Origin of the sequence: Noviherbaspirillum sp. Root189 (genome assembly GCF_001428545.1) — a bacterium.
GTDB lineage: Bacteria > Pseudomonadota > Gammaproteobacteria > Burkholderiales > Burkholderiaceae_D > Noviherbaspirillum.
In genome coordinates this window covers 297,652-319,910 of sequence record NZ_LMHZ01000012.1, presented here as the reverse complement: position 1 = coordinate 319,910, position 22,259 = coordinate 297,652, and the positions used below count along the sequence as shown (strand labels likewise).

The window sequence follows — 22,259 nt, the reverse complement described above, 5'->3', positions numbered from 1 at the left end:
TCTGTTCCTTTCCGCCTGCACCACCACGTCACCGAAGATCCCTATGGTCATACAGCCGAATGTGCCAGCCGCCAGTGTTCAGGCTAAGGTGACCCGGTCAGTGCGAATCGGGTTAGCACTCGGTGGTGGTGCGGCGCGCGGCTTTGCGCATATTGGTGTCATCAAGGCTCTGGAAGCACAGGGAATCGTGCCCGATGTTGTGGCTGGTACCAGTGCCGGCAGTCTGGTAGGTGCGATGTATGCTGCAGGAAATAACGGCTTTGCCCTACAAAAACTGGCGTTGGAAATGGATGAGGCTGCCATTTCAGACTGGTCGGTGCCGCTGTTTGCAAAATCGACTGGCGTGCTCAAAGGAGAGGCCTTGCAGCACTATGTCAACCGTACGCTGGGAAACGCGCCGATTGAAAAACTGAAAATTCCCTTCGGTGCAGTGGCTACGGACCTGAGCACCGGAGCGCCCATTTTGTTCCGACGCGGTAATACTGGCGTTGCGGTCAGGGCATCTTCGGCAGTGCCTGGCGTTTTTCAGCCGGTTCGGGTAGGTGACCACAATTATGTTGACGGTGGCCTGGTGTCGCCGGTACCTGTTCGTTTTGCACGGGAAATGGGTGCGGACTTCATCATTGCTGTCAATATTTCAGCGCAACCGGACGCACAACCATCTTCCAGTTCCGTCGATGTGGTACTGCAGACATTCGCCATCATGGGGCAAAGTATCAATCAATACGAGCTCAAGGAAGCGGATGTCGTGATTCAGCCAAGATTGGGAACCATGAAAGGCAATGATTTCCCGGGGCGGAATACTGCGATTCTTGCTGGCGAACAGGCTGTCGCGGCAGCTTTGCCGGAACTACGCCGGAAACTCGCGGCAAAACGGGAGCAATAGGGGCTGACCTGTTATTCAGGCTGGCTCGGCGGGGTTGACTGGGCGGACTGGATAATCCGACGTGCACCGTTAAAGCGCTTTTTCCAGTAACCGATATCCATCCTTTCGACGCGAACTTCCGCGCCGGCACGAGGCGCATGGATAAACTTGTTATCGCCAAGATAAATGCCGACATGGGAGAAACCGCGGCGCAAGGTGTTGTAAAACACCAGATCGCCCGGTTGCAGATCCGCGCTGTCGATTTTTTCGCCTACTCGACTGATCTCTTCAGATGTGCGTGGTAATTCCGTACCCGATGTCTTGCGAAAAACGTAACGTACTAAACCGCTGCAATCCAAACCGCTTTCTGGGGCATTTCCACCGTATTTATACCGGATGCCAATCATGGACATGGCTTGCATTGCCAGTTCGGATGCGCGGTTGGTAAACCCATGAAGTTTTGCCAATGGGCCTGAAGGACTTACAGAAGCTTGTGGCTCAACAGCAGGAATCTCGGTCGTCCAGGCACTTCCCATCAGGCCGGCAAAAAACAGCGACGCGCAAAAGGCTGCACGCCGTATCCGGAGAGGAAAAGTACGGTTCATTATCATTCAGTCAAGGTTTAATTCCGGCAACAGGGCCAATGTAAGGGAATCCGTGTATTGCTGTCAAAAAATCTTTACCACAGGTATGCTTAATGCTATTCCTACCGACAGACTTTTCAGATGAACGGCACCTGAATGGCACCTCCTAGCGCAATCGATATTTCTGTCAAACCTCGTGTCCTGATTGCGGACGATTCACGTATTGTCCGAGCCACGCTGATCAAACATATTGAAGGCATGTTTGATTTCCGCGAAGCACTCAACGGCGAGGAGGCATGGGAGACCCTGCTGATCGATCCTAATATTAAGGTCGTGATTACAGACCTTACTATGCCCAAGCTTGACGGGTATGGCTTGCTACAGCGCATCCGCAGTTCCAAAATCAGTCGCATCCGGGAAATCCCCGTGGTTGTGGTGTCGGGCAGTGATGAAGGGGCAGAACGGGAAAGGGCGAAAGCCGCAGGAGCGACCGATTTGATTACCAAGGGAATCGGCACGGCTCAATTGCTATCCCGGCTGGATATCCTGTCGAAGCTGGTCGCAACCCAACGTGAGTTCGAGCGCAGCCTGGAAGTCCTGGTGCAGAAAATTGAGCCGGTTGCAGCATTACAGTTGCCAACAATCGATGCATTTCGCGCTAAAGCGGCTGCGCTGCTGGGAAGCGCGGCGAGTGCCCGGAAAAATTTCGTGCTGCTCGATGTTTGTATCGGCCTCAAGCACGTAGGACTTGAGGGCGCTGCCATGTCACCGCCTGCCAGCGTATCGCGGGCGATAGGTCAGCTTTTGCAAAGCACGGTCAGGGAAACCGACCACGTCGCGCAGTTGGGCGAAGCCGAGTTCACCGTGGCGACGGGGAGCATCAATTTTGATTCCGCACGTTTTTTCGCTCAACGTGTGTGCCGGGCGATTGCCGGCGCCCATCTTGTCAGCGATGAGCGCATGTCTTTCATTGCCAGTTGCGGGGTCGTCTCTCTTTCCGATCCCGGCATCGATCCAAATATGATCACGTTCGATGAGTTGCTTGATCGCGCACGCCATCGCGCACTGCTGGGTATTGGCGGCAGCGTGACCGGTGTTGTCGGGCCGGAAGAAGAAGCGGCAGTGTTGTGCGGCCAACAGATTGCATCCTTGCCAATGGCGCAAGAGGGTGAGAGTCAGCAGGCGTCTCCGGATCTTGCCACGTTATTGCAATGGATACGTGAGGGTCGCCAGAACGAAGTACTGCCGCACCTCGGTAGATTGTCAGCGGATCTGCAGCCGCTGGTAGACCTTGTGCTGAAGCGCGGTAAGCAGGGGCCGTGATCATGGTTTGAACGGCGGGGTAGGCACCGCGGAATCAGCTGTCGTACAATCCTGCCTTCTTTAGAAGGAGCCGTAATGCAATCCAAACCGTTTCTCACACTCGACGACACCAAAAAAATTGCCGCAGCCGCAGAAGCGGAAGCAAAGGCAAACAACTGGCCAGTTACCATTTCCATTGTTGACGAAGGTGGCCATCTGCTGTGGCTGCAGCGTTTGGATGGCGCAGCACCGATCTCCGCGCACATCGCTCCGGCAAAAGCCAGGACAGCAGCACTTGGCCGCCGCGAAAGCAAGGTTTATGAAGATATGATCAACAACGGCCGTTATTCCTTCATGACCGCCCCGGTTCTCGAAGGTATGCTCGAAGGCGGCGTGCCGGTCATGGTCGAAGGTCACTGCGTCGGTGCGGTCGGCATCTCCGGTGTAAAGTCGACTGAAGATGCACAGATTGCAAAGGCAGGCATCGCCGCTCTCGGCAACTGATCGTTCTAGATCATTGACACACCGGCAAGGAAGCGAAATTCTTGCTTCCTTGTTAAGTGCGGAGAGCACAAAAAATATTGAAAGAATGACTAGGGAATCCGTTCAGGACCCCTGATTTTAAACGCGTCTCGGGTTTGCAGCGAAGGCCGATCTCAGCTATAATCTTGGGGTTTAGCTAATTCAGCCCGCCGTAGCGCATAACCCCTTCCATCACGTCCCAAAAAGACCCACGACATCCAGCGCAAGCCGTTTGGTTGACGGTCGTTCTGGCGCGGCGCAGCGGCGGTAATCATCTCAGGAGTTACCCTTGCTGCCATTTTTTTCTGGCCACTCAGTTCCGGCCATCCTAGCGCTCGCAGACGGGTCGATTTTCCAGGGTTTTTCTATTGGTGCTCCCGGTCATACGATCGGTGAAGTCGTGTTCAACACGGCCATGACAGGCTACCAGGAAATTCTGACCGACCCCAGCTACAGCCGCCAGATCGTCACACTGACCTATCCGCATATCGGCAACGTCGGCGTCAACGAAGAAGACATCGAAGCCAATAAAATCCACGCTGCCGGCCTGATCATCAAGGACCTGCCGCTGGTGGCATCCAATTTCCGTTCCCAGCAAACCTTGTCCGACTATCTGAAGTCGGAAAACGTGGTTGGTATTGCCGGTCTCGATACACGCAAGCTGACACGTATCCTGCGTGAGAAGGGCGCTCAGAACGGCGCAATCCTCGCTGGTGAAAGCGATGTGGAAAAGGCACTGGCGCTGGCCAGGTCTTTCCCTGGCCTTGCGGGCATGGATCTCGCAAAAGTCGTGTCCACGACCAAGTCCTACGTCTGGAATGAAACCGAGTGGAAGCTCGGCCAGGGCTTTGGCGCACAGCACGCACCGAAATTCCATGTTGTGGCCTATGATTACGGTGTCAAGCGCAACATCCTGCGCATGCTGGCCGAGCGCGGCTGCAAGATTACCGTGCTGCCGGCACAATCCACCGCCGCCGATGCACTTGCACTGAATCCCGACGGCATCTTCCTGGCCAACGGTCCCGGTGATCCCGAACCCTGCGACTACGCGATTGCGGCAACCAAAGAACTCATCGAGCGCGGCATCCCGACCTTTGGGATCTGTCTCGGTCACCAGATCATGGCGCTGGCATCCGGCGCCAAAACCCTCAAGATGAAGTTCGGCCATCACGGCGCCAACCATCCGGTGCAGGACCTCGATACCAGACAGGTGATGATCACCTCGCAAAACCACGGCTTCGCCGTCGACCAGGCAACCCTGCCGGACAACTGCCGCGTCACCCACGTGTCGCTGTTCGACGGCTCGCTGCAGGGCTTTGCCCGTACCGACCGCCCGGCATTCTGCTTCCAGGGTCATCCGGAAGCCTCGCCCGGCCCGACCGACGTCGCCCCCTTGTTCGATCGCTTCGTGGCGATGATGGAGAAACACAAACATGCCTAAGCGTACCGATTTAAAAAGCATCCTCATTATTGGCGCCGGCCCGATCATCATCGGCCAGGCCTGCGAATTCGACTATTCCGGCGCACAGGCCTGCAAGGCATTGCGCGAAGAAGGCTACCGCGTCGTGCTGGTGAACAGCAACCCGGCCACCATCATGACCGACCCGGAAATGGCCGATGTCACCTATATCGAACCCATCACCTGGCAGGTGGTCGAGCGCATCATCGCCAAGGAAAGGCCTGACGCGATTTTGCCAACCATGGGTGGCCAGACCGCGCTCAATTGCGCACTGGATCTGCACCGCAACGGCGTGCTGACCAAGTACAGCTGCGAACTGATCGGCGCCACACCGGAAGCCATCGACAAGGCGGAAGACCGCTCCAAGTTCAAGCAGGCCATGACGAAGATCGGCCTGGGTTCGGCCCGCTCCGGCGTGTCGCACACGATGGAAGAATCATGGGCGGTGCAAAAGGAAATCGGCTTTCCCGTCATCATCCGGCCATCGTTCACCATGGGCGGCACTGGCGGCGGCATTGCCTATAATCCGGAAGAGTTCGAGACCATCTGCAAGCGCGGCCTGGAAGCCTCGCCTACGTCTGAGCTGCTGATCGAGGAATCGCTGATCGGCTGGAAAGAGTACGAGATGGAAGTCGTGCGCGACAAGAAGGACAACTGCATCATCGTCTGCTCGATCGAAAACCTCGACCCGATGGGCGTGCATACCGGCGACTCGATTACCGTCGCCCCGGCGCAGACGCTCACCGACAAGGAATACCAGATCATGCGCAACGCCTCATTGGCGGTGCTGCGCGAGATCGGCGTCGATACCGGCGGCTCCAACGTGCAGTTTGCGGTCAACCCGGCCGACGGCCGCATGATCGTCATCGAGATGAACCCGCGGGTGTCGCGTTCGTCCGCGCTGGCCTCCAAGGCCACCGGTTTCCCGATTGCCAAGGTCGCCGCCAAGCTGGCAGTCGGCTTCACGCTCGACGAACTGCGTAATGAAATTACCGGCGGCGCCACGCCGGCGTCGTTCGAGCCGAGCATCGATTATGTGGTGACCAAGGTGCCGCGCTTTGCATTCGAAAAATTCCCGACTGCCGACAGCCACCTGACCACGCAAATGAAATCGGTTGGTGAAGTCATGGCCATTGGCCGCACGTTCCAGGAATCGTTCCAGAAAGCATTGCGCGGACTGGAGGTCGGAGTCGATGGCATGAACGAAAAGACCACCGACCGCGAAACCATCGAAGAGCAGCTGGGCGAGCCCGGACCGGAGCGCATCTGGTATGTGGGCGATGCATTTGCTCAAGGCTTCTCACTGGAAGAAGTGCATCAGTTGACGCACATCGACCCATGGTTCCTGGTACAGATCAAGGAAATCGTCGACATCGAGCTGTGGCTGGAATCGCAGTCGCTCGACTCGCTGGATAAAGACACGCTGTTCAAGCTGAAGCAAAAGGGCTTTGCCGACCGGCGTCTGGCCAAGCTGATGAAGACCACCGACAAGGCAGTACGCGAAAAGCGCCGTGCGCTCAACGTGCGTCCGGTCTACAAGCGCGTCGACACCTGTGCCGCCGAATTTGCCACGCGTACCGCATACATGTATTCGACCTATGAGGAAGAATGCGAATCGCAGCCGACCGACAAGAAAAAGATCATGGTGCTGGGTGGCGGTCCGAACCGTATCGGCCAGGGAATCGAATTCGACTATTGCTGCGTGCATGCAGCACTGGCGATGCGCGAAGACGGCTATGAAACCATCATGGTCAACTGCAACCCGGAAACTGTATCGACCGATTACGACACTTCCGACCGCTTGTACTTCGAGCCATTGACACTGGAAGACGTGCTGGAAATCGTCGACAAGGAAAAACCCTACGGCGTGATCGTGCAGTACGGCGGCCAGACGCCGCTCAAGCTGGCACTGGACCTCGAAGCCAACGGTGTGCCGATTGTCGGCACCTCGCCAGACATGATTGATGCTGCCGAAGACCGTGAGCGCTTCCAGAAGCTGCTGCAGGACCTGGGCCTGCGCCAACCGCCTAACCGGACTGCGCGTACCGAAGAAGATGCGTTGCGCCTGGCACAGGAAATCGGCTATCCGCTGGTGGTCCGTCCGTCCTACGTGCTGGGTGGCCGGGCGATGGAAATCGTGCACGAACAGCGCGACCTCGAGCGCTACATGCGCGAAGCGGTCAAGGTGTCCAACGATTCGCCGGTATTGCTCGACCGCTTCCTCAACGATGCGATCGAAGTCGACGTCGACTGCCTGTCCGATGGCCAGCGCACCTTCATTGGCGGCGTGATGGAACACATTGAGCAGGCCGGCGTGCATTCGGGCGACTCGGCCTGTTCGCTGCCGCCGTACTCGCTGTCCAAGGAAACCATTGACGAACTCAAGCGCCAGACCTCCCTGATGGCCAAGGGGTTGAACGTGGTCGGCCTGATGAATGTGCAGTTTGCCATCCAGCAGCATGAGGTCGATGGCAAGCTGCAGGATGTCGTGTACGTGCTGGAAGTCAATCCGCGTGCCTCACGCACCGTGCCGTATGTATCCAAGGCTACCGGACTGCAGCTGGCCAAGATTGCCGCGCGCTGCATGGTAGGACAGTCACTCGACAGCCAGGGCATCAAGAATGAAGTGGTGCCATCGTACTACTCCGTCAAGGAAGCGGTATTCCCGTTCAACAAGTTCCCGGGAGTCGATACGATCCTGGGGCCGGAGATGAAGTCAACGGGTGAAGTCATGGGAGTGGGCAAGACGTTTGGCGAAGCGTTCGTCAAGTCGCAGCTGGGAGCCGGAGTAAAGCTGCCGACCTCGGGCAAGGTGTTTCTGAGCGTCAAAAACAGCGATAAGCCGCGTGCCGTACAGGTGGCGCGCGACTTGGTGGAGCTTGGCTTTACACTGGTGGCAACCAAGGGTACGGCGTCGTCCATCAGTGCGGCCGGAATTCCAGTGGCGGCGGTGAACAAGGTGGTCGAAGGCAGGCCGCATGTGGTAGACATGATCAAGAACAACGAAATTGTGTTGGTGATCAATACGGTCGAAGAAAAGCGTACCGCGATTGCGGACTCGCGCGCGATTCGTACCTCGGCCTTGCTGGCCCGTGCCACGACCTACACCACCATCGCCGGGGCTGAAGCTGCCGTCGAGGGTTTGCGTCATCTCGACGAGCTGCACGTCTACGATTTACAAGGCCTGCATAAGTCTTTACACTAGACCTACAGTCTTACTCCAGCCACAGAGGTCACAGACGGTACCGGGTTCCACCCGGCACTATTTGTGACCTCTGTGGTTTTCATTTCGTCAAAAAGAAAATTCATGAGCACAGTTCCTATTACCAAGCGCGGTGCAGAACTTCTGAAGGAAGAATTGCATCGCTTGAAAACGAAAGATCGTCCTGCAGTCATTAATGCAATTTCCGAGGCGCGCGCGCAAGGCGACCTTTCTGAAAATGCGGAATATGATGCAGCGAAAGAGCGTCAAAGCTTTATCGAAGGCCGTATTGCAGAACTCGAAGGCAAGCTGAGCGCGGCACAAATCATTGATCCTACCTTGCTGGACGCGGAAGGTCGTATTGTGTTTGCGTCCACGGTCGACCTTGAGGACATGGAGTCCGGCCAGCAGGTGACTTACCAGATCGTTGGCGAAGATGAAGCAGACCTGAAGGAACTCAAGGTTTCGATCACCTCCCCGATCGCTCGTGCGTTGATCGGCAAATACGCTGGCGATGTCGTCGAAGTGAACGCGCCATCCGGCATTCGCGAATACGAAGTCCTCGAAGTGCGCTACATCTGATTGCGGCAAAACTTGAACGCCACACTTGCACTTGCCCGCGCACGTCTGCTGGTCGTCACCGTATGGGTTGGTAGCCTGTGGACGATCGGTTATGTGGTTGCTCCCACGTTGTTCGCGACGCTTGACGACAGAGTGTTGGCGGGTACGATTGCCGGCAGACTGTTTCGTGTGGAAGCCTGGCTTTCGGTTGCCTGCGCGATCATCCTCTTGATATTGGTGCGCGCTTTTTCTTCGGATCTCGGGGGGAATCAGCGGCGCACCTGCACCTGGCTGCTACTTGCCATGCTGGCTTGTACGCTGTTAGGGTATTTCGGATCGCAGCCATTCATGGCGGCACTGCGCGAAGCATCCGGTCCCGCAGGTGTAATGGATTCGGATATGAGAATGAAGTTTGGCCTGCTGCATGGCGTATCCAGCGCGATTTATCTGGTGCAGAGCATGCTTGGCGTGGCGCTGGTCATCAAGGCGCGCTGATCATGCTGCCCCGGCAGAGCAGAAGTCCCGAACGGTAGTGCGATACGGGACACGGCGCAATCGGTAAGCTTGGGGGAGCTTAGCGCCGGCCAAGCGCAGACTTTTTGGAACTTGTCTGACGCGGTTTGACACGCTTGATGTTGCCGCCGGCGGTGACGCGTTCATTGCCTTTCAGAATCACTTTCGTTACGGTGGGTCGCTTGGTACCGCTTGGGCTGGGCTTGACGATGGTGACTTCGCGCAAACCTTTTCCACTTTTGCCACTGCGTTCCTTGGCAGCTTCTTTTTTGGGGCGATAGAGCACAAGTAGTTTGCCGATATGCTGGATTGGTGCGGCATCCAGTTGTTCGCAAATGGTTTCATACATTCCGACGCGGGCTTCCCGGTCGTCGCCGAAAACGCGAACCTTGATGAGGCCATGCGCATTCAGGCTGGCATCGATTTCCTTGAGCACAGACGGTGTCAATCCGGCTTCGCCGATGATGACCACCGGATTCAGTGCATGGGCGTCCGAACGCAGTGCGCTGCGCTCGGCGGGTGTCAGTTTCAACATAATTATTTATTCCTTAAAAACGGTATTCTACGCGAATGGCCAAGAACAAATTCAACAAAAACTGGTTGCACGACCATATCAACGACCCCTACGTGAAGCTCGCGCAGAAGGAGGGGTATCGTGCACGGGCCGCCTACAAGCTCAAGGAAATCGACGAGGAAGAAAAGCTGATTCGTCCCGGTCAGGTGATTGTTGACCTTGGCAGTACGCCGGGGAGCTGGTCACAGTATGTGCGCAATAAATTGTCGGGGAAGGAGGGTGGCGGCATCAACGGCACCATCATCGGCCTTGACATGTTGCCAATGGACCCGATCGCCGACGTGCATTTCATTCAGGGTGATTTCCGTGAGGAAGAGGTGCTACGTCAGCTAGAAGAGGTGCTGGCGGGGCGCAAGGTGGATCTCGTCTTATCGGACATGGCGCCCAACTTGTCTGGCGTGGCCTTCACCGACGCCGCTCGCGTGGAACATATCATCGATCTGGCGGTGGAGTTTGCGCAAGCTCATATGAAACCTTCCGGTGCCTTGCTCGTCAAATGTTTCAACGGGACAGGGTATACGCAGCTGGTGGAAAAATTCAAGCAAGAGTTCAAAACCGTCACCCAAAAGAAGCCTAAAGCCAGCAGGGATAAATCATCCGAAATCTTTTTGCTTGGTAAAGGGCTAAAAAATCCCGTTCAGTGACCCCATGATGACAAGTAATTGTCAAATAATTACTTGTTTGCCCTTGATTTGCCGATTCCGGTCCGCAAATGCAGCCTAGCAAGCACTGTGCATTGCGAGTAGAATCAATTTTACAAGCTATGTAAATATAGGCGTACCTGCGTCTAAGGAGTTCTAGTGAACAACATGTTTTCCAAAGCCGCCATATGGGTGGTGATCGCCCTTGTGCTGTTTACCGTCTTCAAGCAGTTCGACGGTCGCACGTTGGCGGGCGGCGCGACGCCGATACCGTATTCCGATTTCCTGGATGAGGTCAAAGCGAAGCAGATCCGCGAGGCAACCATCGAAGATCGCACCATCGTGGCAACGACCAACGATGGCAAGCGCATCAAGACCGCAGTGACCTATCTGGATCGCGGCCTGATCGGCGACCTCATCAACAACGGCGTCAAATTCGACGTCAAACAACCGGAAGAGCAGTCCTTCCTGTCGCAAGTCTTCATTTCCTGGTTCCCGATGCTCTTGCTCATCGGCGTCTGGGTATTCTTCATGCGTCAGATGCAGGGCGGCGGCAAGGGTGGGGCATTTTCGTTCGGTCGTTCCAAGGCGCGGATGCTGGACGAGGCAAGCAATACCGTTACCTTCGCTGACGTTGCCGGTTGCGACGAGGCCAAGGAAGAAGTGCAGGAGCTGGTTGACTTCCTGCGCGATCCGACCAAGTTCCAGAAGCTTGGTGGACGCATTCCGCGTGGCGTCCTGATGGTCGGCCCTCCGGGTACTGGTAAAACCTTGCTGGCGCGTGCCATCGCCGGCGAAGCCAAAGTGCCGTTCTTCACGATTTCCGGTTCCGACTTTGTTGAAATGTTCGTCGGCGTCGGTGCATCGCGTGTGCGTGACATGTTCGAGAATGCCAAGAAACATTCTCCCTGCATTATCTTCATCGACGAGATCGACGCAGTTGGTCGCCATCGCGGTGCAGGCATGGGTGGCGGTAACGATGAACGTGAACAGACCCTTAACCAGTTGCTGGTCGAGATGGACGGCTTTGAAGCGAATTCCGGCGTCATCGTGATTGCAGCAACCAACCGCGCCGACGTGCTCGACAAGGCGCTGCTGCGCCCGGGTCGTTTCGACCGCCAGGTGATGGTTGGCCTGCCCGATATCCGCGGCCGCGAACAGATCCTCTACGTCCATATGCGTAAAGTACCTATCGCGCCGGACGTCAAGGCTGACATCCTCGCACGTGGCACCCCGGGATTCTCCGGCGCCGACCTGGCCAACCTGGTCAACGAAGCCGCGTTGTTTGCTGCCCGTCGCAACAAGCGCCTGGTGGAAATGCAGGATTTCGAGGACGCCAAGGACAAGATCGTCATGGGGCCGGAGCGCAAATCCGCCGTCATGCGCGAGGAAGAGCGCCGCAATACTGCGTACCATGAGTCAGGACACGCAGTGGTGGCCAAACTCTTGCCGAAGGCCGATCCGGTGCACAAGGTTACCATCATGCCGCGTGGCTATGCATTGGGCTTGACCTGGCAGTTGCCGGAACATGATCGGGTCAACATGTACAAGGACAAGATGCTGGAAGAGATTGCGATCCTGTTCGGTGGTCGTATCGCCGAGGAAATCTTCATGCATCAAATGTCGACTGGCGCATCCAATGACTTTGAGCGCGCAACCAAGCTGGCTCGCGCAATGGTGACCCGTTACGGTATGTCCGAGACGCTGGGCACCATGGTGTACGAAGATAGCGAGCAAGATGCTTATTTTGGACGCATGAGTTCCAAGACGGTATCTGAGGCAACCCAGCAGAAAGTTGACACCGAGATTCGCTTGATTCTCGATGGACAGTACGCGCTGTCGCGCCGTTTGCTCGAAGAAAACAAGGACAAGGTTGAAACCATGGCCAAAGCCTTGCTCGATTGGGAAACACTCGACGCCGACCAGATCAACGACATCATGGAAGGTCTGGAACCACGTCCGCCGAAGGCTGGCATTCCGGTCAAGCGCTCTCCGTCGGATAGCGCATCGGGCGGCATGTCGCCGAACGCGACTGCACCGGCTTAACGCTTGATTCTTAAGCCAGGACCGTCGTAGACGAACTGCAAAAAGCAAGAAGATGAAAGGGTGAGGAGCAATCCTCACCCTTTTTTATTTCTCCTTCTCTTTGGTGTTTTGCCTCTATCCGAATAAATTTTCGATGCTGTTTTCTTTCGCGATGCTTTTCGTGATCGATCACATAAAATAGCGTTTTGTATATTTTCCGGTATTCGAACACGCTTCTGCGCGCCGGACCCGGAATCAGGCTTTCATGAATCAACTTTCGCAGCCTCCGCGTCGTTATGCGTTTCATCATATGCTTCCCGTAATCATCGTAGCTGACGCATCATGAGCACCAAACACCTGCAGTTCGGACGCTATCGCTTCCCCCTCAGCGGCCAGTCAAGCCGTCCCCTCGTCATGGGCATCCTGAATGTGACGCCCGATTCGTTTTCCGATGGTGGCCAGTTTCACTCCCTCGACCTCGCCTTGTCGCATGCCGAACAGATGATTGCCGATGGTGTTGACATCATTGATATCGGCGGCGAGTCGAGCCGACCGGGCGCCGCGTCCTTGCCGCTGGACGAAGAGTTGCGGCGGGTCATGCCCCTCATCTATGCGCTGCGTGACTGCGGAAAGCCGCTTTCCGTCGATACCTACAAACCTGAAGTGATGCGCGAAGCCATCGCGGCAGGCGTGGATATGATCAACGATATCAATGGATTCAGGGCAGAGGGCGCGTTGCGTGCCGTCAATGAAAGCGAATGTGCCTTGTGTATCATGCACATGCAACATAGCCCTGTCACCATGCAACTTCGCCCCGAATATGAGGATGTCGTCGCCGACGTCACGCGTTTTTTAGGTGAAAGAGTGACGGCATTCGAAGCCGTTGGGATAGAGCGAGAGCGCCTGTGCATCGATCCGGGTTTCGGATTCGGGAAAACCGTCGATCATAATCTGACGCTGTTAAAAGATCTGCGGCATATTTCTGGCGAAATCGGCTTGCCGGTATTGGCAGGCCTGTCCCGTAAATCCACTATCGGGGCCATTACCGGCAAGCCAGTGGAGCAGCGCATGGCAGGCAGCATTGCGGCAGCCCTGAGTGCGGTAGCCCACGGAGCCTTTATCGTCAGGGTGCACGATGTCGCCGAAACGGTCGATGCCCTGAAGGTATGGCAGGCAGTCGAAACACTAAAGAAGGACAACCTATGACACGCAAATATTTTGGTACTGACGGTGTACGTGGACGCGTCGGCACATCACCGATCACGCCGGATTTTGTCATGCGCCTCGGCTATGCTGCCGGCAAGGTGCTTGCACAAGGCGAAGGCAGCAGCGGCAAACCCGTAGTCTTGATTGGCAAGGACACCCGTATCTCGGGCTATATGCTGGAAGCAGCTCTCGAAGCCGGCTTTGCCGCCGCCGGGGTCGATGTCATGCTGGCCGGACCGATGCCTACACCCGCGGTCGCCTATTTAACCCGCGCATTGCGGCTCTCCGCGGGCGTCGTGATCTCGGCGTCGCATAATCCCTATGCCGATAACGGTATCAAGTTCTTTTCATCGTCAGGCAACAAGCTGCCTGACGACGTCGAGTCAGCCATTGAGGCTGAACTTGAACATCCGATGGAATGCGTGTCTTCGGAAAACCTGGGCAAGGCAAAACGCCTGTTCGATGCGCAGGGACGTTACATTGAATTCTGCAAGAGCACCTTTCCCAACGAACTGGATTTGCGCGGCCTGAAGATCGTCGTCGATTGCGCCCATGGCGCCGCTTACCATATCGCACCAGACGTCTTCCATGAACTGGGCGCCGAAGTGATCGCCATCGGCAACAAGCCGAATGGGACCAACATCAATGATCGTGTCGGTGCAACCGCGCCCGACGCCTTGTGCGCTGCTGTGAAAGAACATCAGGCGGATATTGGCATTGCGCTGGACGGCGACGCCGACCGACTGTTGATGGTCGATGCGACAGGCAAGGCATATAACGGTGACGAGCTGCTGTACATCATGGTAAAGGACAGGATGGCGACCACGCCTGTCAAGGGAGTCGTCGGCACGCTGATGACCAACATGGCACTGGAGGTCGCGTTCAAGGAAATGGGTATTGGATTCGCGCGTGCCAAGGTCGGCGACCGCTATGTGCTGGAAGTTTTGCACGAGCGTGGCTGGTGCATCGGTGGCGAAGGTTCTGGTCACCTGCTGTTCCTGGACAAGCATACGACCGGCGATGGCATCGTGTCGGCATTGCAGGTACTGTCGGCGTTGAAGCGCAGCGGCAAGACCTTGCCGCAGTGTGTAGAAGATCTCACCCTGTATCCACAGTGCCTGATCAATGTAAAGGTCGCCCCCGGCTTCGAATGGCAAAAGAACCAGGCTTTGATGAGCGAGAAGGAAATCGTCGAATCATCCTTGGGCGATAATGGCCGGGTGCTGATTCGCAGCTCAGGGACCGAGCCGCTGATTCGCGTCATGGTCGAAGCCAGGGATTCGGAACTGGCGGAGAAAATGGCAAAGCGTATCGCCGACAAGGTGGTGGCCTGATCGATTTGCATCCGAAGGTCCGAGCATAAGTTTCTGCAGAATGAAAACGCCTCACACCGCTAAAGAATTTCTCCCGAAGCCGGAGAGGTCGCGCAATTTCAATCGCCGCACTTTCAAGCCGCCGCTTGGGGTGCGTGACGGAGTCAGCCCGAGTTATATCTGGCTTTCTCCTGGGCCTTGGGTCAATCTGTTGGCCTTCCTCGTAGAGCGCTTTCCCAATGTGTCGCGCGACGCGTGGCAACTACGGATGCATCGCGGTGATGTAGTGAATGCGCATGGCGCGCGCATGGACGCCGAAAGTCCATACCGCCCGAACGACTGCATTTTCTATTACCGCGAACCCGAACCGGAAACGGTGATCCCTTTTGCGGAGCACATTGTCTATCAGGATGAAGACATCCTGGTGTGTGACAAGCCGCATTTTCTGCCGGTTATTCCGTCAGGGCGCTTTCTGCGGGAAACCTTGTTGGTCAGGTTAAAAAAGAGAACCGGCCTTGATCACCTGACGCCGATCCATCGTATCGACAGGGAGACCGCCGGACTTGTTGTGTTCTCGCATAATCTGCGTACGCGCGGCGCTTACCAGTCACTTTTCCAGAAGCGCGAAGTCGAGAAGGTTTATGAGGCGGTAGCAGCAAACCTGAATGGCGTGCAATTTCCATTCGTTTATCGCAGCCGACTTGTAGAAGGTCAGCCGTTTTTTCGGATGACCGAGGCCGACGGTGAGCCAAATTCGGAAACCCGTATTGATGTCGCGGAAAGGGGGGAGCGCTGGTCGCGTTACCTCCTGCGCCCTGTGACCGGAAAAAAACATCAGTTACGCGTGCATCTTGCGGCACTCGGTATTCCTATCATCAACGACGCGTTTTACCCGGACGCGCTGCCTTGCAAGGGTGATGATATGTCGCAGCCTTTGCAGTTGCTTGCCAAGGCAATCGCTTTCCGGGACCCGGTTAGCGGCAAGGCGCATTCTTTTGAAAGTAATAGGAAGCTTGCATTGACGCACGAGTAACTTGCCTTCAAATCTTTAAATTTGCGCAAATACCAGATTAAAAGGCTTCCTTGAATTGACCTGAGAGTGCTGCTCAGGTATGATCTAATTCTTCGGAGTGTGGCGCAGCCCGGTAGCGCACCTGGTTTGGGACCAGGGGGTCCAAGGTTCGAATCCTTGTACTCCGACCAAGTTTAAAAGGGGGTTAGCTTTTTAGCTAGCCCCTTTTCTATTTCCGCTCTATTTTCGCTCTATTTCCACTTCTCAAACACAGGGATCGTGGCCGAGACTCACGGCACAGACTTCCCTCGTTGTTCATTCATCCTATGCGATCCGCTGGTAGATGCACACGTTCTGGACGCACGGTAGCAAGTAATGTACCGATTGCCGACAAACAGTGTCTGCAGATTGCTTTGTCTCTTGGCGACTGAGATAATCTGGCCGTCACGACAATGTGTTAATTGGGGAAATGTTGGCGTTCGCACAAAAGCAGTTTTTGTATCCCGGATTGCCAGAGAGGCCATTGCATGGAGCATGTTGACGCCGGTGCGGCTGAGTTGATGGCGGTGCGTGACGCCCATCTGCAGCGGCAGGCCGAGCAGGCCATTGCGTCGATGTCATCTGGCCTGATGCTTGTGGATGCAACGCTGCGAATTCTGCGTATCAATCGGGCGATGTGCGACTTGTTCTCTATCTCCGACAGTCGGGCAACGATGGGTTTGCCGTTGCGGTCCGTGATTGACAGCGACATTCTCGAAAAGTGGCTCGTGCTGGCTACCCACAGTGACGGCGATGGTAACGGTGCGTCCCCTCCGCACGATGCAATGGCGCTCACCCTGCGCACACCAGACGGCCACCGTCATGTCGAATTAAAAATAGCCATTACGCCTGCCAAGCCGGACAAGGTATTCCTCGTCATGGCGCAGGACATCACCGAACGTATCCGTTCGCAGGAAGAACTGAAGCGCTTCCGCATGGCGTTGGACAGTTCCATTGATGCGGTCTACCTGATCGATCATGAGCTGATGCGCTTCATCGATGCGAATAAGACTGCGCTTTCGACGCTAGGCTACAGCTACGAAGAATTGATGCAACTCGGGCCGCAAGATCTCAAACCCGATCCGGGCGAATTCGATAAGATTCAGCGCCGCTTCAATGAAGTCATTCAGAGCGAGCACAAGACCGGAACGATTGAAACGCTCCATCAGCGCAAGGATGGCAAGCGTTTGCCGGTAGAAGTGTATATGCGCGCGTTCATGTCCGAAGGCCGGCAGTTGCTGGTGGCCGTGGTGCGCGACATCACGGCGCGTATCAAAGCCGAGGCAGTCCTGCGCGACAGTGAACAACGCTTTCGCGTCGCGTTCAACCAGGCTGCGGTCGGACTGGCACATGTTTCGCCGGATGGACGCTGGCTGATGGTCAACAAGAAGCTGTGCGAAATCGTCGGATACACCCAGAGCGAATTGCTCGGCATGCGCTTCCAGGATGTCACGCATCCGGACGATGTGGGCACCGACTGGGCTCTTGCCAGGCGAATGATCGCAGGTGAAATCGACGAGAAGAGCCGCGAGAAACGCTATCGTCACAAGAACGGGTATTACATATGGGTGAACCTGACCAGCTCGATGGTGCGTAGCGACAGTGGCAATCCCAAGTACTACAGCACCGTCGTTGAAGATATATCGAGACGCAAGCAGATAGAAGAAGAGTTGCTGCACCTGGCGAACCACGACGCCTTGACCAGCCTACCTAATCGCTCGCTGTTACTTGACCGCCTGTCACAGGCACTGGTGTTCGCTGAGCGCTCGGAGGAACAGGTCGCCGTTATGCTGATCGACCTCGACCGCTTCAAAAACATTAACGACAGTCTCGGTCATGATGCCGGTGACAAGATCATCATGGAGATCGCCCGGCGTTTGTCCGCGAGCGTGCGTGCCGGGGATACCATTGCCCGTCTGGGAGGCGACGAATTCGTGATCATCCGTCCCGACGTGGTCAAGGATGATGCAGTTGCCATTCTGGCCCAGCAGATACTTGAAGACCTGTCGCGACCACTGATGGTCCAGGGGCACGAATTTTATCCAACCGGCAGCATTGGCATCAGCATGTATCCCAAGGACGGCAGCGATGGCCAGACGTTGCTCAAGAATGCCGATACCGCGATGTACCGGGCCAAGGATGCAGGACGCAATAATTTCCAGTTCTATGCGCATGAAATGAATTCGCGTGCCCTTGATCGCCTGAAGCTGGAAAGTGGTCTGCGCCGGGCATTGGAGCGCAATGAATTCGTCGTGCATTATCAGCCGCAGATGGACATTGCGTCCGGACGCATTATCGGTGCGGAAGCGTTGCTGCGTTGGGAGCCACCAGGACAAGCCATGGTTTTCCCCAGCGATTTCATTCCCATCGCCGAGGAGGCCGGCCTGATCGTCCAGATAGGTGAATGGGTACTACGCACCGCCTGCACTCAGAAAAAAGCCTGGCATGACGCGGGCATTACCGCCCCGCTCAAGGTGGCCGTCAATCTCTCCGCTCGCCAGTTCAAGCATCAAGATATCGTGAAAGTCGTTTCACATGTCCTGGAGCAGACCGGCTGTCGGCCGGACTGGCTGGAACTCGAAATTACCGAAAGCGTCGTCATGGAAAATCCCGAGGCCGCTGCGGCAACGCTGCATAAACTGAGCGACATGGGCGTCCATCTGTCGATCGACGATTTCGGGACTGGCTACTCCAGCCTGAGTTATCTCAAACGCTTTCCCATCAATTCGCTCAAGATTGACAGGTCGTTTGTGCGCGACATCACCACCGATGCGGACGACGCGGCAATCGCCAAAGCCGTGATTGCGCTGGCCCACAGTCTCAAGATGCGAGTCATCGCTGAAGGCGTGGAAACGGCTGAGCAGCTCGCATTTCTGCGCGAGCAGCAGTGTGATGAGATGCAGGGCTATCTTCTGAGCCGTCCAGTACCGGCCGCAACACTGGAGGAATTGGTAGCGTCGACTTCCTCAAATTTGAACGAGCCTTCTTCCAGTCATTGAAACGATTTCCCATTAGAGGTAATATCCGCAGACTCGGACGCGTTTGATTGTTAACATCCGTTGCCGATGTCCTCACTGTGAGGTCTTCAGATTTCCTGAAGATCTTCGCGTCGCAGTACAGACTGCCCATAGCTCAGTTGGATAGAGCAACGGCCTTCTAAGCCGTAGGTCGCAGGTTCGACTCCTGCTGGGCAGGCCACTCCTATCAGTTCTATCACTTGCGTTGATAGCGGTTGCTTACGTTGTGCTATCAATCTGGAAACACAATCCCTTTCAATCGGTCCAGCGACAGCTTATATCGCTCGCGGTGATCTTCTTTGCCTCTCAACTTCGCGTATAGCGGAACTGTAGTAGGAAAGGCCTAGCCAGCTTTACCGATATTCGGCGTATCGCGCTGCGAGGGAAGGCCAGTACGGATAGGGGCGGTAACTTGTACGCTCGAAGTCTCATCCCGAAAGGCGATGCTGAAACCGGGGCGGCGAACTTTCCTTACCAAAGGATAGCCGGCATGCCAGAGGCTGGAGCATATGCCGGTCTGCAACTGAAACTGGATAACGAAGTTTGTCAGCGTTGCGCCGTCGTAGCAGGTGCGCGGCACATTCTGCAACGGCGAACTATGTAAAAAGCCGGAACGGGCAACCGTGTATTGGTACTGGAAACCTAACCTTGCGGCAATCTGGCGCGACTCATCGTGCGACTCTCCCCACGGCCACGCCAGGTGGCGGAAATGCGAACCCGGAAGTCCCAGCTCTTGTGTGAGGTGGTCGAGCGATGTCGCGAGATCCTGTGTCAACTCATTGCGGGTCAGGTCAGACAGTGGCCGGTGTTCATGCGTATGGGAGTGAAACTCCATCCATCCGTCTGACTGTAATTCCCTGATCTGCTGCCACGATAAAAATCCGGGGTCGCCCTGCGAGCCGGACAAACTAGACACTGCCGAATGCCTGATTGATTTTGTAGAAAGGAAACAAAGGGCGCTAAAGTTAAAGCTTTTCAATACAGGGAGAGCTTCCAAAAAAACACTTTCATAGCCGTCGTCAAAGGTCAGTAGGAAGGACCTGGCCGGCATGCGTTTTCCCCGGGCAGCATAGAAGTCTAATTCACTGACCGTTAATGACCTCCATCCACGCTTGGCCAACCATTCGAGATGGCTGGCAAATACCGCGGGGGATGTGGATGTAGATAATCTTTCATTATCGATCCGGTGATAAACCAAAATTGGAATGCAATTCGGCATGTTTGTTTACCATAGCAATATTTTCCTGTTGTTAAGATTACAAAGTAACCGGAAGTAAATATTGACTAAGGTCAACTGAAGCGATTGCGTTATTGAACCGTGGTCGCTACTTCTATTCTCCGCAGATCCAGTGAGTTGAAACTCGGCAAATATCGATGGCAAATCGCGTGTTTCGGTATTAAACACGCTTGATTTAATACAGGTTGCTCACATTGAGCGGGTGCTTGACCATGACGAGGGGTCTTGGATCGGATGAATTTTGACAGGCCGTTTCCTTGCTGACGCCGAGTTCCAGTGCTGCTTCAGTAAGCCAAGGCATTCGAATCAATGGGCTTTAACTGGCCAACAACTCGGACCGCCTTGCCTTGCACTCTGCTTCATACTGCTCCGTGATCCGACTTGCCTTACGCCTGGCCTTCTCTACGGACTTTTGGGGGGCTGTCCTCACGTCGTCGCTGGCATATTGCTGGCGACGCGATAATGTAGCGCACTTCTTGTCCAATGCGGCTCGTTGTTTCGCTGCCCGCTGCTGCGCCTTGTATTGAGTTTTGGTTTCTCTATGGCGGGCATTTTCCACCTTCTCGAGAGCCTTTTTGTTTTCAATATGCTGTTTTTCCCCGCTAGCCGGGCTGTCGATTTGCGAGTCCCTGATTTCAAGTTGCCTCGCACCTGGGCATGGCATGTCGCTATAGCTGATTTTGCCTGAAGCTTCGCAGCGGTAGATCGCGTACGCTGGCATGGAAATGCAGAGAAGGCTGGCAACTAACGAACCACATAAAAAATAAGTGCGCACTTAAATCACTTTCCCTGGATTCATGATATTCAACGGATCCAGCGCCTGCTTCAGCGTACGCATCAATCCCAACTCCACCTCGGACTTGTAGGCCCGCACCTCGTCACGCTTCAACGCGCCAAGACCATGCTCCGCCGAGATCGAACCGCCAAATGCATGCACGCTGTCGTGCACTACGCGATTGATTGCCGGCTGGCTTTCGATGAAGGCATCCGGCGATGCGTTCTCGGGTGGCGAAACGTTATAGTGCAAGTTACCGTCCCCGAGATGACCAAAGGTCACCATGCGGCAACCCGGGAACTGCTCTGCAAGCAGCACATCGGTGACACGAATGAATTCGCCAATGCGTGAAATCGGTACCGAGACATCGTGTTTGATGTTTTTTCCTTCCTCGGCTTGTGCCAGCGGAATATGTTCACGTAAATTCCATAAAGCCTTGGATTGTGCAATTGACGATGCAATGACGGCGTCGGCGATCATTCCTTGTTCAAGCGCTTCGGACACCAGGCCTTCGAGCATGTCGTTGGCGTGTTCCTCCGACTCGCTGTCCGATAGTTCCAGCAGGACGTATTGCGGATAGGACTGCGGGAAGGGCAGGCGCATCTGCGGGAAGTGTTTGGTAACTAAAGTCAGGCAAAAATCAGACATCAGCTCGAAACCGGTCAGCGCCGCGCCGCAACGTTCCTGCGCCATCGACAGGAAATGTAGCGATTCTTCAGGTGAGTTCATCGCAGCCAGTGCCGTGAGTTGGGCTTTCGGCTGCGGAAAGAGCTTGAGTACGGCGCCGGTGATCACGCCCAGCGTACCCTCGGCGCCGATAAACAGGTCACGCAGATCGTAGCCGGTATTGTCCTTGCGGAGCCCTCGCAAGCCGTTCCATATGTCGCCTTGTGCGGTGACGACTTCAAGACCCAGGCAGAGCTCGCGTGTGTTGCCGTAACGAAGTACCGCGGTGCCGCCTGCATTGGTCGCGAGGTTGCCGCCGATAGTGCAGCTGCCTTCCGCAGCGAGTGACAGCGGGAACAGGCGACCGGCTTCCGCCGCCGCATTCTGGATCTGTTCAAGGATGCAGCCGGCATCGACCGTCATGGTGTTGTTGATGGTGTCGGTGGCGCGGATGCGCGTCATGCGGGAGAGTGACAGCACGATGGCGTTGCCGCTTTGGTCGGGCACGCTGCCGAGTACCAGTCCGGTGTTGCCGCCTTGCGGGACCAGCGGCACGCGGTGCAGGTTGCATAGCCGGACGATCGCGGCGACTTCATCGGTGTTGGCTGGACGGACTACCCCGAGCGCGCGCCCTGTGTAGCGGCGACGCCAGTCAGTCAGGTAACGCTCAAGGTCTGCTGTTTCGGTCAGCACGTTGGCTGCGCCGACTACGTCGCGGCAGCTACTCAGAAAGTCGTTCATGGCTA

At 55.8% G+C, this 22,259-nt stretch carries 18 protein-coding genes and 2 tRNA genes; 15 read left to right on the top strand and 5 right to left on the bottom strand.

Features of this window, described 5'->3' with window-relative positions; all coding sequences use genetic code 11:
• Positions 1 to 43: 43 nt before the first annotated feature.
• The gene (locus ASE07_RS09315; protein ID WP_235548403.1) at positions 44 to 886 is read left to right on the top strand and encodes a patatin-like phospholipase family protein; all 843 of its coding nucleotides are present in this window, start codon (positions 44 to 46) and stop codon (positions 884 to 886) included.
• Between the two features lie 11 nt (positions 887 to 897).
• On the opposite strand, the gene ASE07_RS09310 is transcribed toward ASE07_RS09315, so the two are convergent.
• Positions 898 to 1,476 carry a C40 family peptidase gene (locus tag ASE07_RS09310; RefSeq protein ID WP_057290514.1) on the bottom strand — a complete coding sequence of 193 codons (579 nt, stop codon included), beginning with the start codon at positions 1,474 to 1,476 and terminating at the stop codon, positions 898 to 900.
• 129 nt (positions 1,477 to 1,605) lie between these two features.
• Here ASE07_RS09310 and ASE07_RS09305 point away from each other — a divergent pair, with 129 nt between their 5' ends.
• From ASE07_RS09305 to ASE07_RS09280, 6 genes are all read left to right on the top strand, one after another.
• Positions 1,606 to 2,772, top strand: a complete 1,167-nt coding sequence (locus ASE07_RS09305) for a response regulator (protein WP_057290513.1) — start codon at positions 1,606 to 1,608, stop codon at positions 2,770 to 2,772.
• A 75-nt stretch (positions 2,773 to 2,847) separates the two neighbouring features.
• On the top strand, positions 2,848 to 3,255 hold the full coding sequence (locus ASE07_RS09300) for a GlcG/HbpS family heme-binding protein (protein WP_057290512.1): 408 nt from the start codon (positions 2,848 to 2,850) through the stop codon (positions 3,253 to 3,255).
• A gap of 307 nt (positions 3,256 to 3,562) precedes the next feature.
• Positions 3,563 to 4,714, top strand: a complete 1,152-nt coding sequence (carA, locus tag ASE07_RS09295; RefSeq protein WP_057290511.1) for a glutamine-hydrolyzing carbamoyl-phosphate synthase small subunit — start codon at positions 3,563 to 3,565, stop codon at positions 4,712 to 4,714.
• Positions 4,707 to 7,937: a carbamoyl-phosphate synthase large subunit gene (gene carB / locus ASE07_RS09290; protein WP_057290510.1), complete on the top strand. Its 3,231-nt coding sequence runs from the start codon at positions 4,707 to 4,709 to the stop codon at positions 7,935 to 7,937. Before carA ends, carB begins: the two co-directional genes overlap by 8 nt.
• Positions 7,938 to 8,039: 102 nt before the next feature.
• Positions 8,040 to 8,516, top strand: coding sequence for a transcription elongation factor GreA (gene greA / locus ASE07_RS09285; protein ID WP_057290509.1), 477 nt, complete (start codon positions 8,040 to 8,042; stop codon positions 8,514 to 8,516).
• 12 nt (positions 8,517 to 8,528) lie between these two features.
• Positions 8,529 to 8,990: a DUF4149 domain-containing protein gene (locus ASE07_RS09280; protein WP_057290508.1), complete on the top strand. Its 462-nt coding sequence runs from the start codon at positions 8,529 to 8,531 to the stop codon at positions 8,988 to 8,990.
• A gap of 79 nt (positions 8,991 to 9,069) precedes the next feature.
• Here the strand turns inward: ASE07_RS09280 and yhbY are convergent, their stop codons facing one another.
• The gene (yhbY, locus tag ASE07_RS09275) at positions 9,070 to 9,543 is read right to left on the bottom strand and encodes a ribosome assembly RNA-binding protein YhbY (protein ID WP_057290507.1); all 474 of its coding nucleotides are present in this window, start codon (positions 9,541 to 9,543) and stop codon (positions 9,070 to 9,072) included.
• 35 nt (positions 9,544 to 9,578) lie between these two features.
• On the opposite strand from yhbY, the gene ASE07_RS09270 reads away from it, so the two are divergent.
• The 8 genes from ASE07_RS09270 to ASE07_RS09235 all read left to right on the top strand — a co-directional run bounded on the left by ASE07_RS09270 (position 9,579) and on the right by ASE07_RS09235 (position 19,016).
• On the top strand, positions 9,579 to 10,226 hold the full coding sequence (locus tag ASE07_RS09270) for an RlmE family RNA methyltransferase (protein WP_057290506.1): 648 nt from the start codon (positions 9,579 to 9,581) through the stop codon (positions 10,224 to 10,226).
• Between the two features lie 156 nt (positions 10,227 to 10,382).
• Positions 10,383 to 12,269: an ATP-dependent zinc metalloprotease FtsH gene (ftsH, locus tag ASE07_RS09265; RefSeq protein ID WP_057290505.1), complete on the top strand. Its 1,887-nt coding sequence runs from the start codon at positions 10,383 to 10,385 to the stop codon at positions 12,267 to 12,269.
• Positions 12,270 to 12,590: 321 nt separating this feature from the next.
• Positions 12,591 to 13,454: a dihydropteroate synthase gene (gene folP, locus ASE07_RS09260; RefSeq protein ID WP_057290504.1), complete on the top strand. Its 864-nt coding sequence runs from the start codon at positions 12,591 to 12,593 to the stop codon at positions 13,452 to 13,454.
• Positions 13,451 to 14,788 carry a phosphoglucosamine mutase gene (glmM, locus tag ASE07_RS09255; protein ID WP_057290503.1) on the top strand — a complete coding sequence of 446 codons (1,338 nt, stop codon included), beginning with the start codon at positions 13,451 to 13,453 and terminating at the stop codon, positions 14,786 to 14,788. The genes folP and glmM overlap by 4 nt, the downstream gene beginning before the upstream one ends.
• 40 nt (positions 14,789 to 14,828) lie before the next feature.
• A complete protein-coding gene (locus ASE07_RS09250) occupies positions 14,829 to 15,800 on the top strand; it encodes a pseudouridine synthase (RefSeq protein WP_082584034.1) in 972 nt (323 codons plus the stop codon).
• A 93-nt stretch (positions 15,801 to 15,893) separates the two neighbouring features.
• Positions 15,894 to 15,970 (top strand) — tRNA-Pro (locus ASE07_RS09245).
• 336 nt (positions 15,971 to 16,306) lie between these two features.
• A complete protein-coding gene (locus ASE07_RS09240) occupies positions 16,307 to 18,817 on the top strand; it encodes a sensor domain-containing protein (RefSeq protein ID WP_057290502.1) in 2,511 nt (836 codons plus the stop codon).
• A gap of 122 nt (positions 18,818 to 18,939) precedes the next feature.
• Positions 18,940 to 19,016, top strand: a tRNA-Arg gene (locus ASE07_RS09235).
• A gap of 162 nt (positions 19,017 to 19,178) precedes the next feature.
• Here ASE07_RS09235 and ASE07_RS27975 read toward each other — a convergent pair.
• The 3 genes from ASE07_RS27975 to ASE07_RS09220 form a co-directional block, all read right to left on the bottom strand.
• Positions 19,179 to 20,054 carry a polysaccharide deacetylase family protein gene (locus ASE07_RS27975; protein WP_082584033.1) on the bottom strand — a complete coding sequence of 292 codons (876 nt, stop codon included), beginning with the start codon at positions 20,052 to 20,054 and terminating at the stop codon, positions 19,179 to 19,181.
• 334 nt (positions 20,055 to 20,388) lie between these two features.
• Positions 20,389 to 20,847 (bottom strand): DUF4124 domain-containing protein, encoded by a 459-nt coding sequence (locus ASE07_RS09225; protein WP_156396493.1) that lies wholly within the window; start codon positions 20,845 to 20,847, stop codon positions 20,389 to 20,391.
• Complete coding sequence (locus ASE07_RS09220; protein WP_057290499.1) at positions 20,848 to 22,254, bottom strand: FAD-binding oxidoreductase; 1,407 nt, start codon at positions 22,252 to 22,254, stop codon at positions 20,848 to 20,850.
• Positions 22,255 to 22,259 lie beyond the last annotated feature (5 nt).

Bases quoted from the DNA above. Each gene is read 5' to 3' on its own strand.
- ASE07_RS09315 (WP_235548403.1), top strand. From the start codon at position 44: ATGGTCATACAGCCGAATGTGCCAGCCGCCAGTGTTCAGGCTAAGGTG.
- ASE07_RS09310 (WP_057290514.1), bottom strand. From the start codon at position 1,476: ATGATAATGAACCGTACTTTTCCTCTCCGGATACGGCGTGCAGCCTTT.
- ASE07_RS09305 (WP_057290513.1), top strand. From the start codon at position 1,606: ATGGCACCTCCTAGCGCAATCGATATTTCTGTCAAACCTCGTGTCCTG.
- ASE07_RS09300 (WP_057290512.1), top strand. From the start codon at position 2,848: ATGCAATCCAAACCGTTTCTCACACTCGACGACACCAAAAAAATTGCC.
- carB (WP_057290510.1), top strand. From the start codon at position 4,707: ATGCCTAAGCGTACCGATTTAAAAAGCATCCTCATTATTGGCGCCGGC.
- greA (WP_057290509.1), top strand. From the start codon at position 8,040: ATGAGCACAGTTCCTATTACCAAGCGCGGTGCAGAACTTCTGAAGGAA.
- yhbY (WP_057290507.1), bottom strand. From the start codon at position 9,543: ATGTTGAAACTGACACCCGCCGAGCGCAGCGCACTGCGTTCGGACGCC.
- ASE07_RS09270 (WP_057290506.1), top strand. From the start codon at position 9,579: ATGGCCAAGAACAAATTCAACAAAAACTGGTTGCACGACCATATCAAC.
- folP (WP_057290504.1), top strand. From the start codon at position 12,591: ATGAGCACCAAACACCTGCAGTTCGGACGCTATCGCTTCCCCCTCAGC.
- glmM (WP_057290503.1), top strand. From the start codon at position 13,451: ATGACACGCAAATATTTTGGTACTGACGGTGTACGTGGACGCGTCGGC.
- ASE07_RS09250 (WP_082584034.1), top strand. From the start codon at position 14,829: ATGAAAACGCCTCACACCGCTAAAGAATTTCTCCCGAAGCCGGAGAGG.
- ASE07_RS09240 (WP_057290502.1), top strand. From the start codon at position 16,307: ATGGAGCATGTTGACGCCGGTGCGGCTGAGTTGATGGCGGTGCGTGAC.
- ASE07_RS27975 (WP_082584033.1), bottom strand. From the start codon at position 20,054: ATGCCGAATTGCATTCCAATTTTGGTTTATCACCGGATCGATAATGAA.
- ASE07_RS09220 (WP_057290499.1), bottom strand. From the start codon at position 22,254: ATGAACGACTTTCTGAGTAGCTGCCGCGACGTAGTCGGCGCAGCCAAC.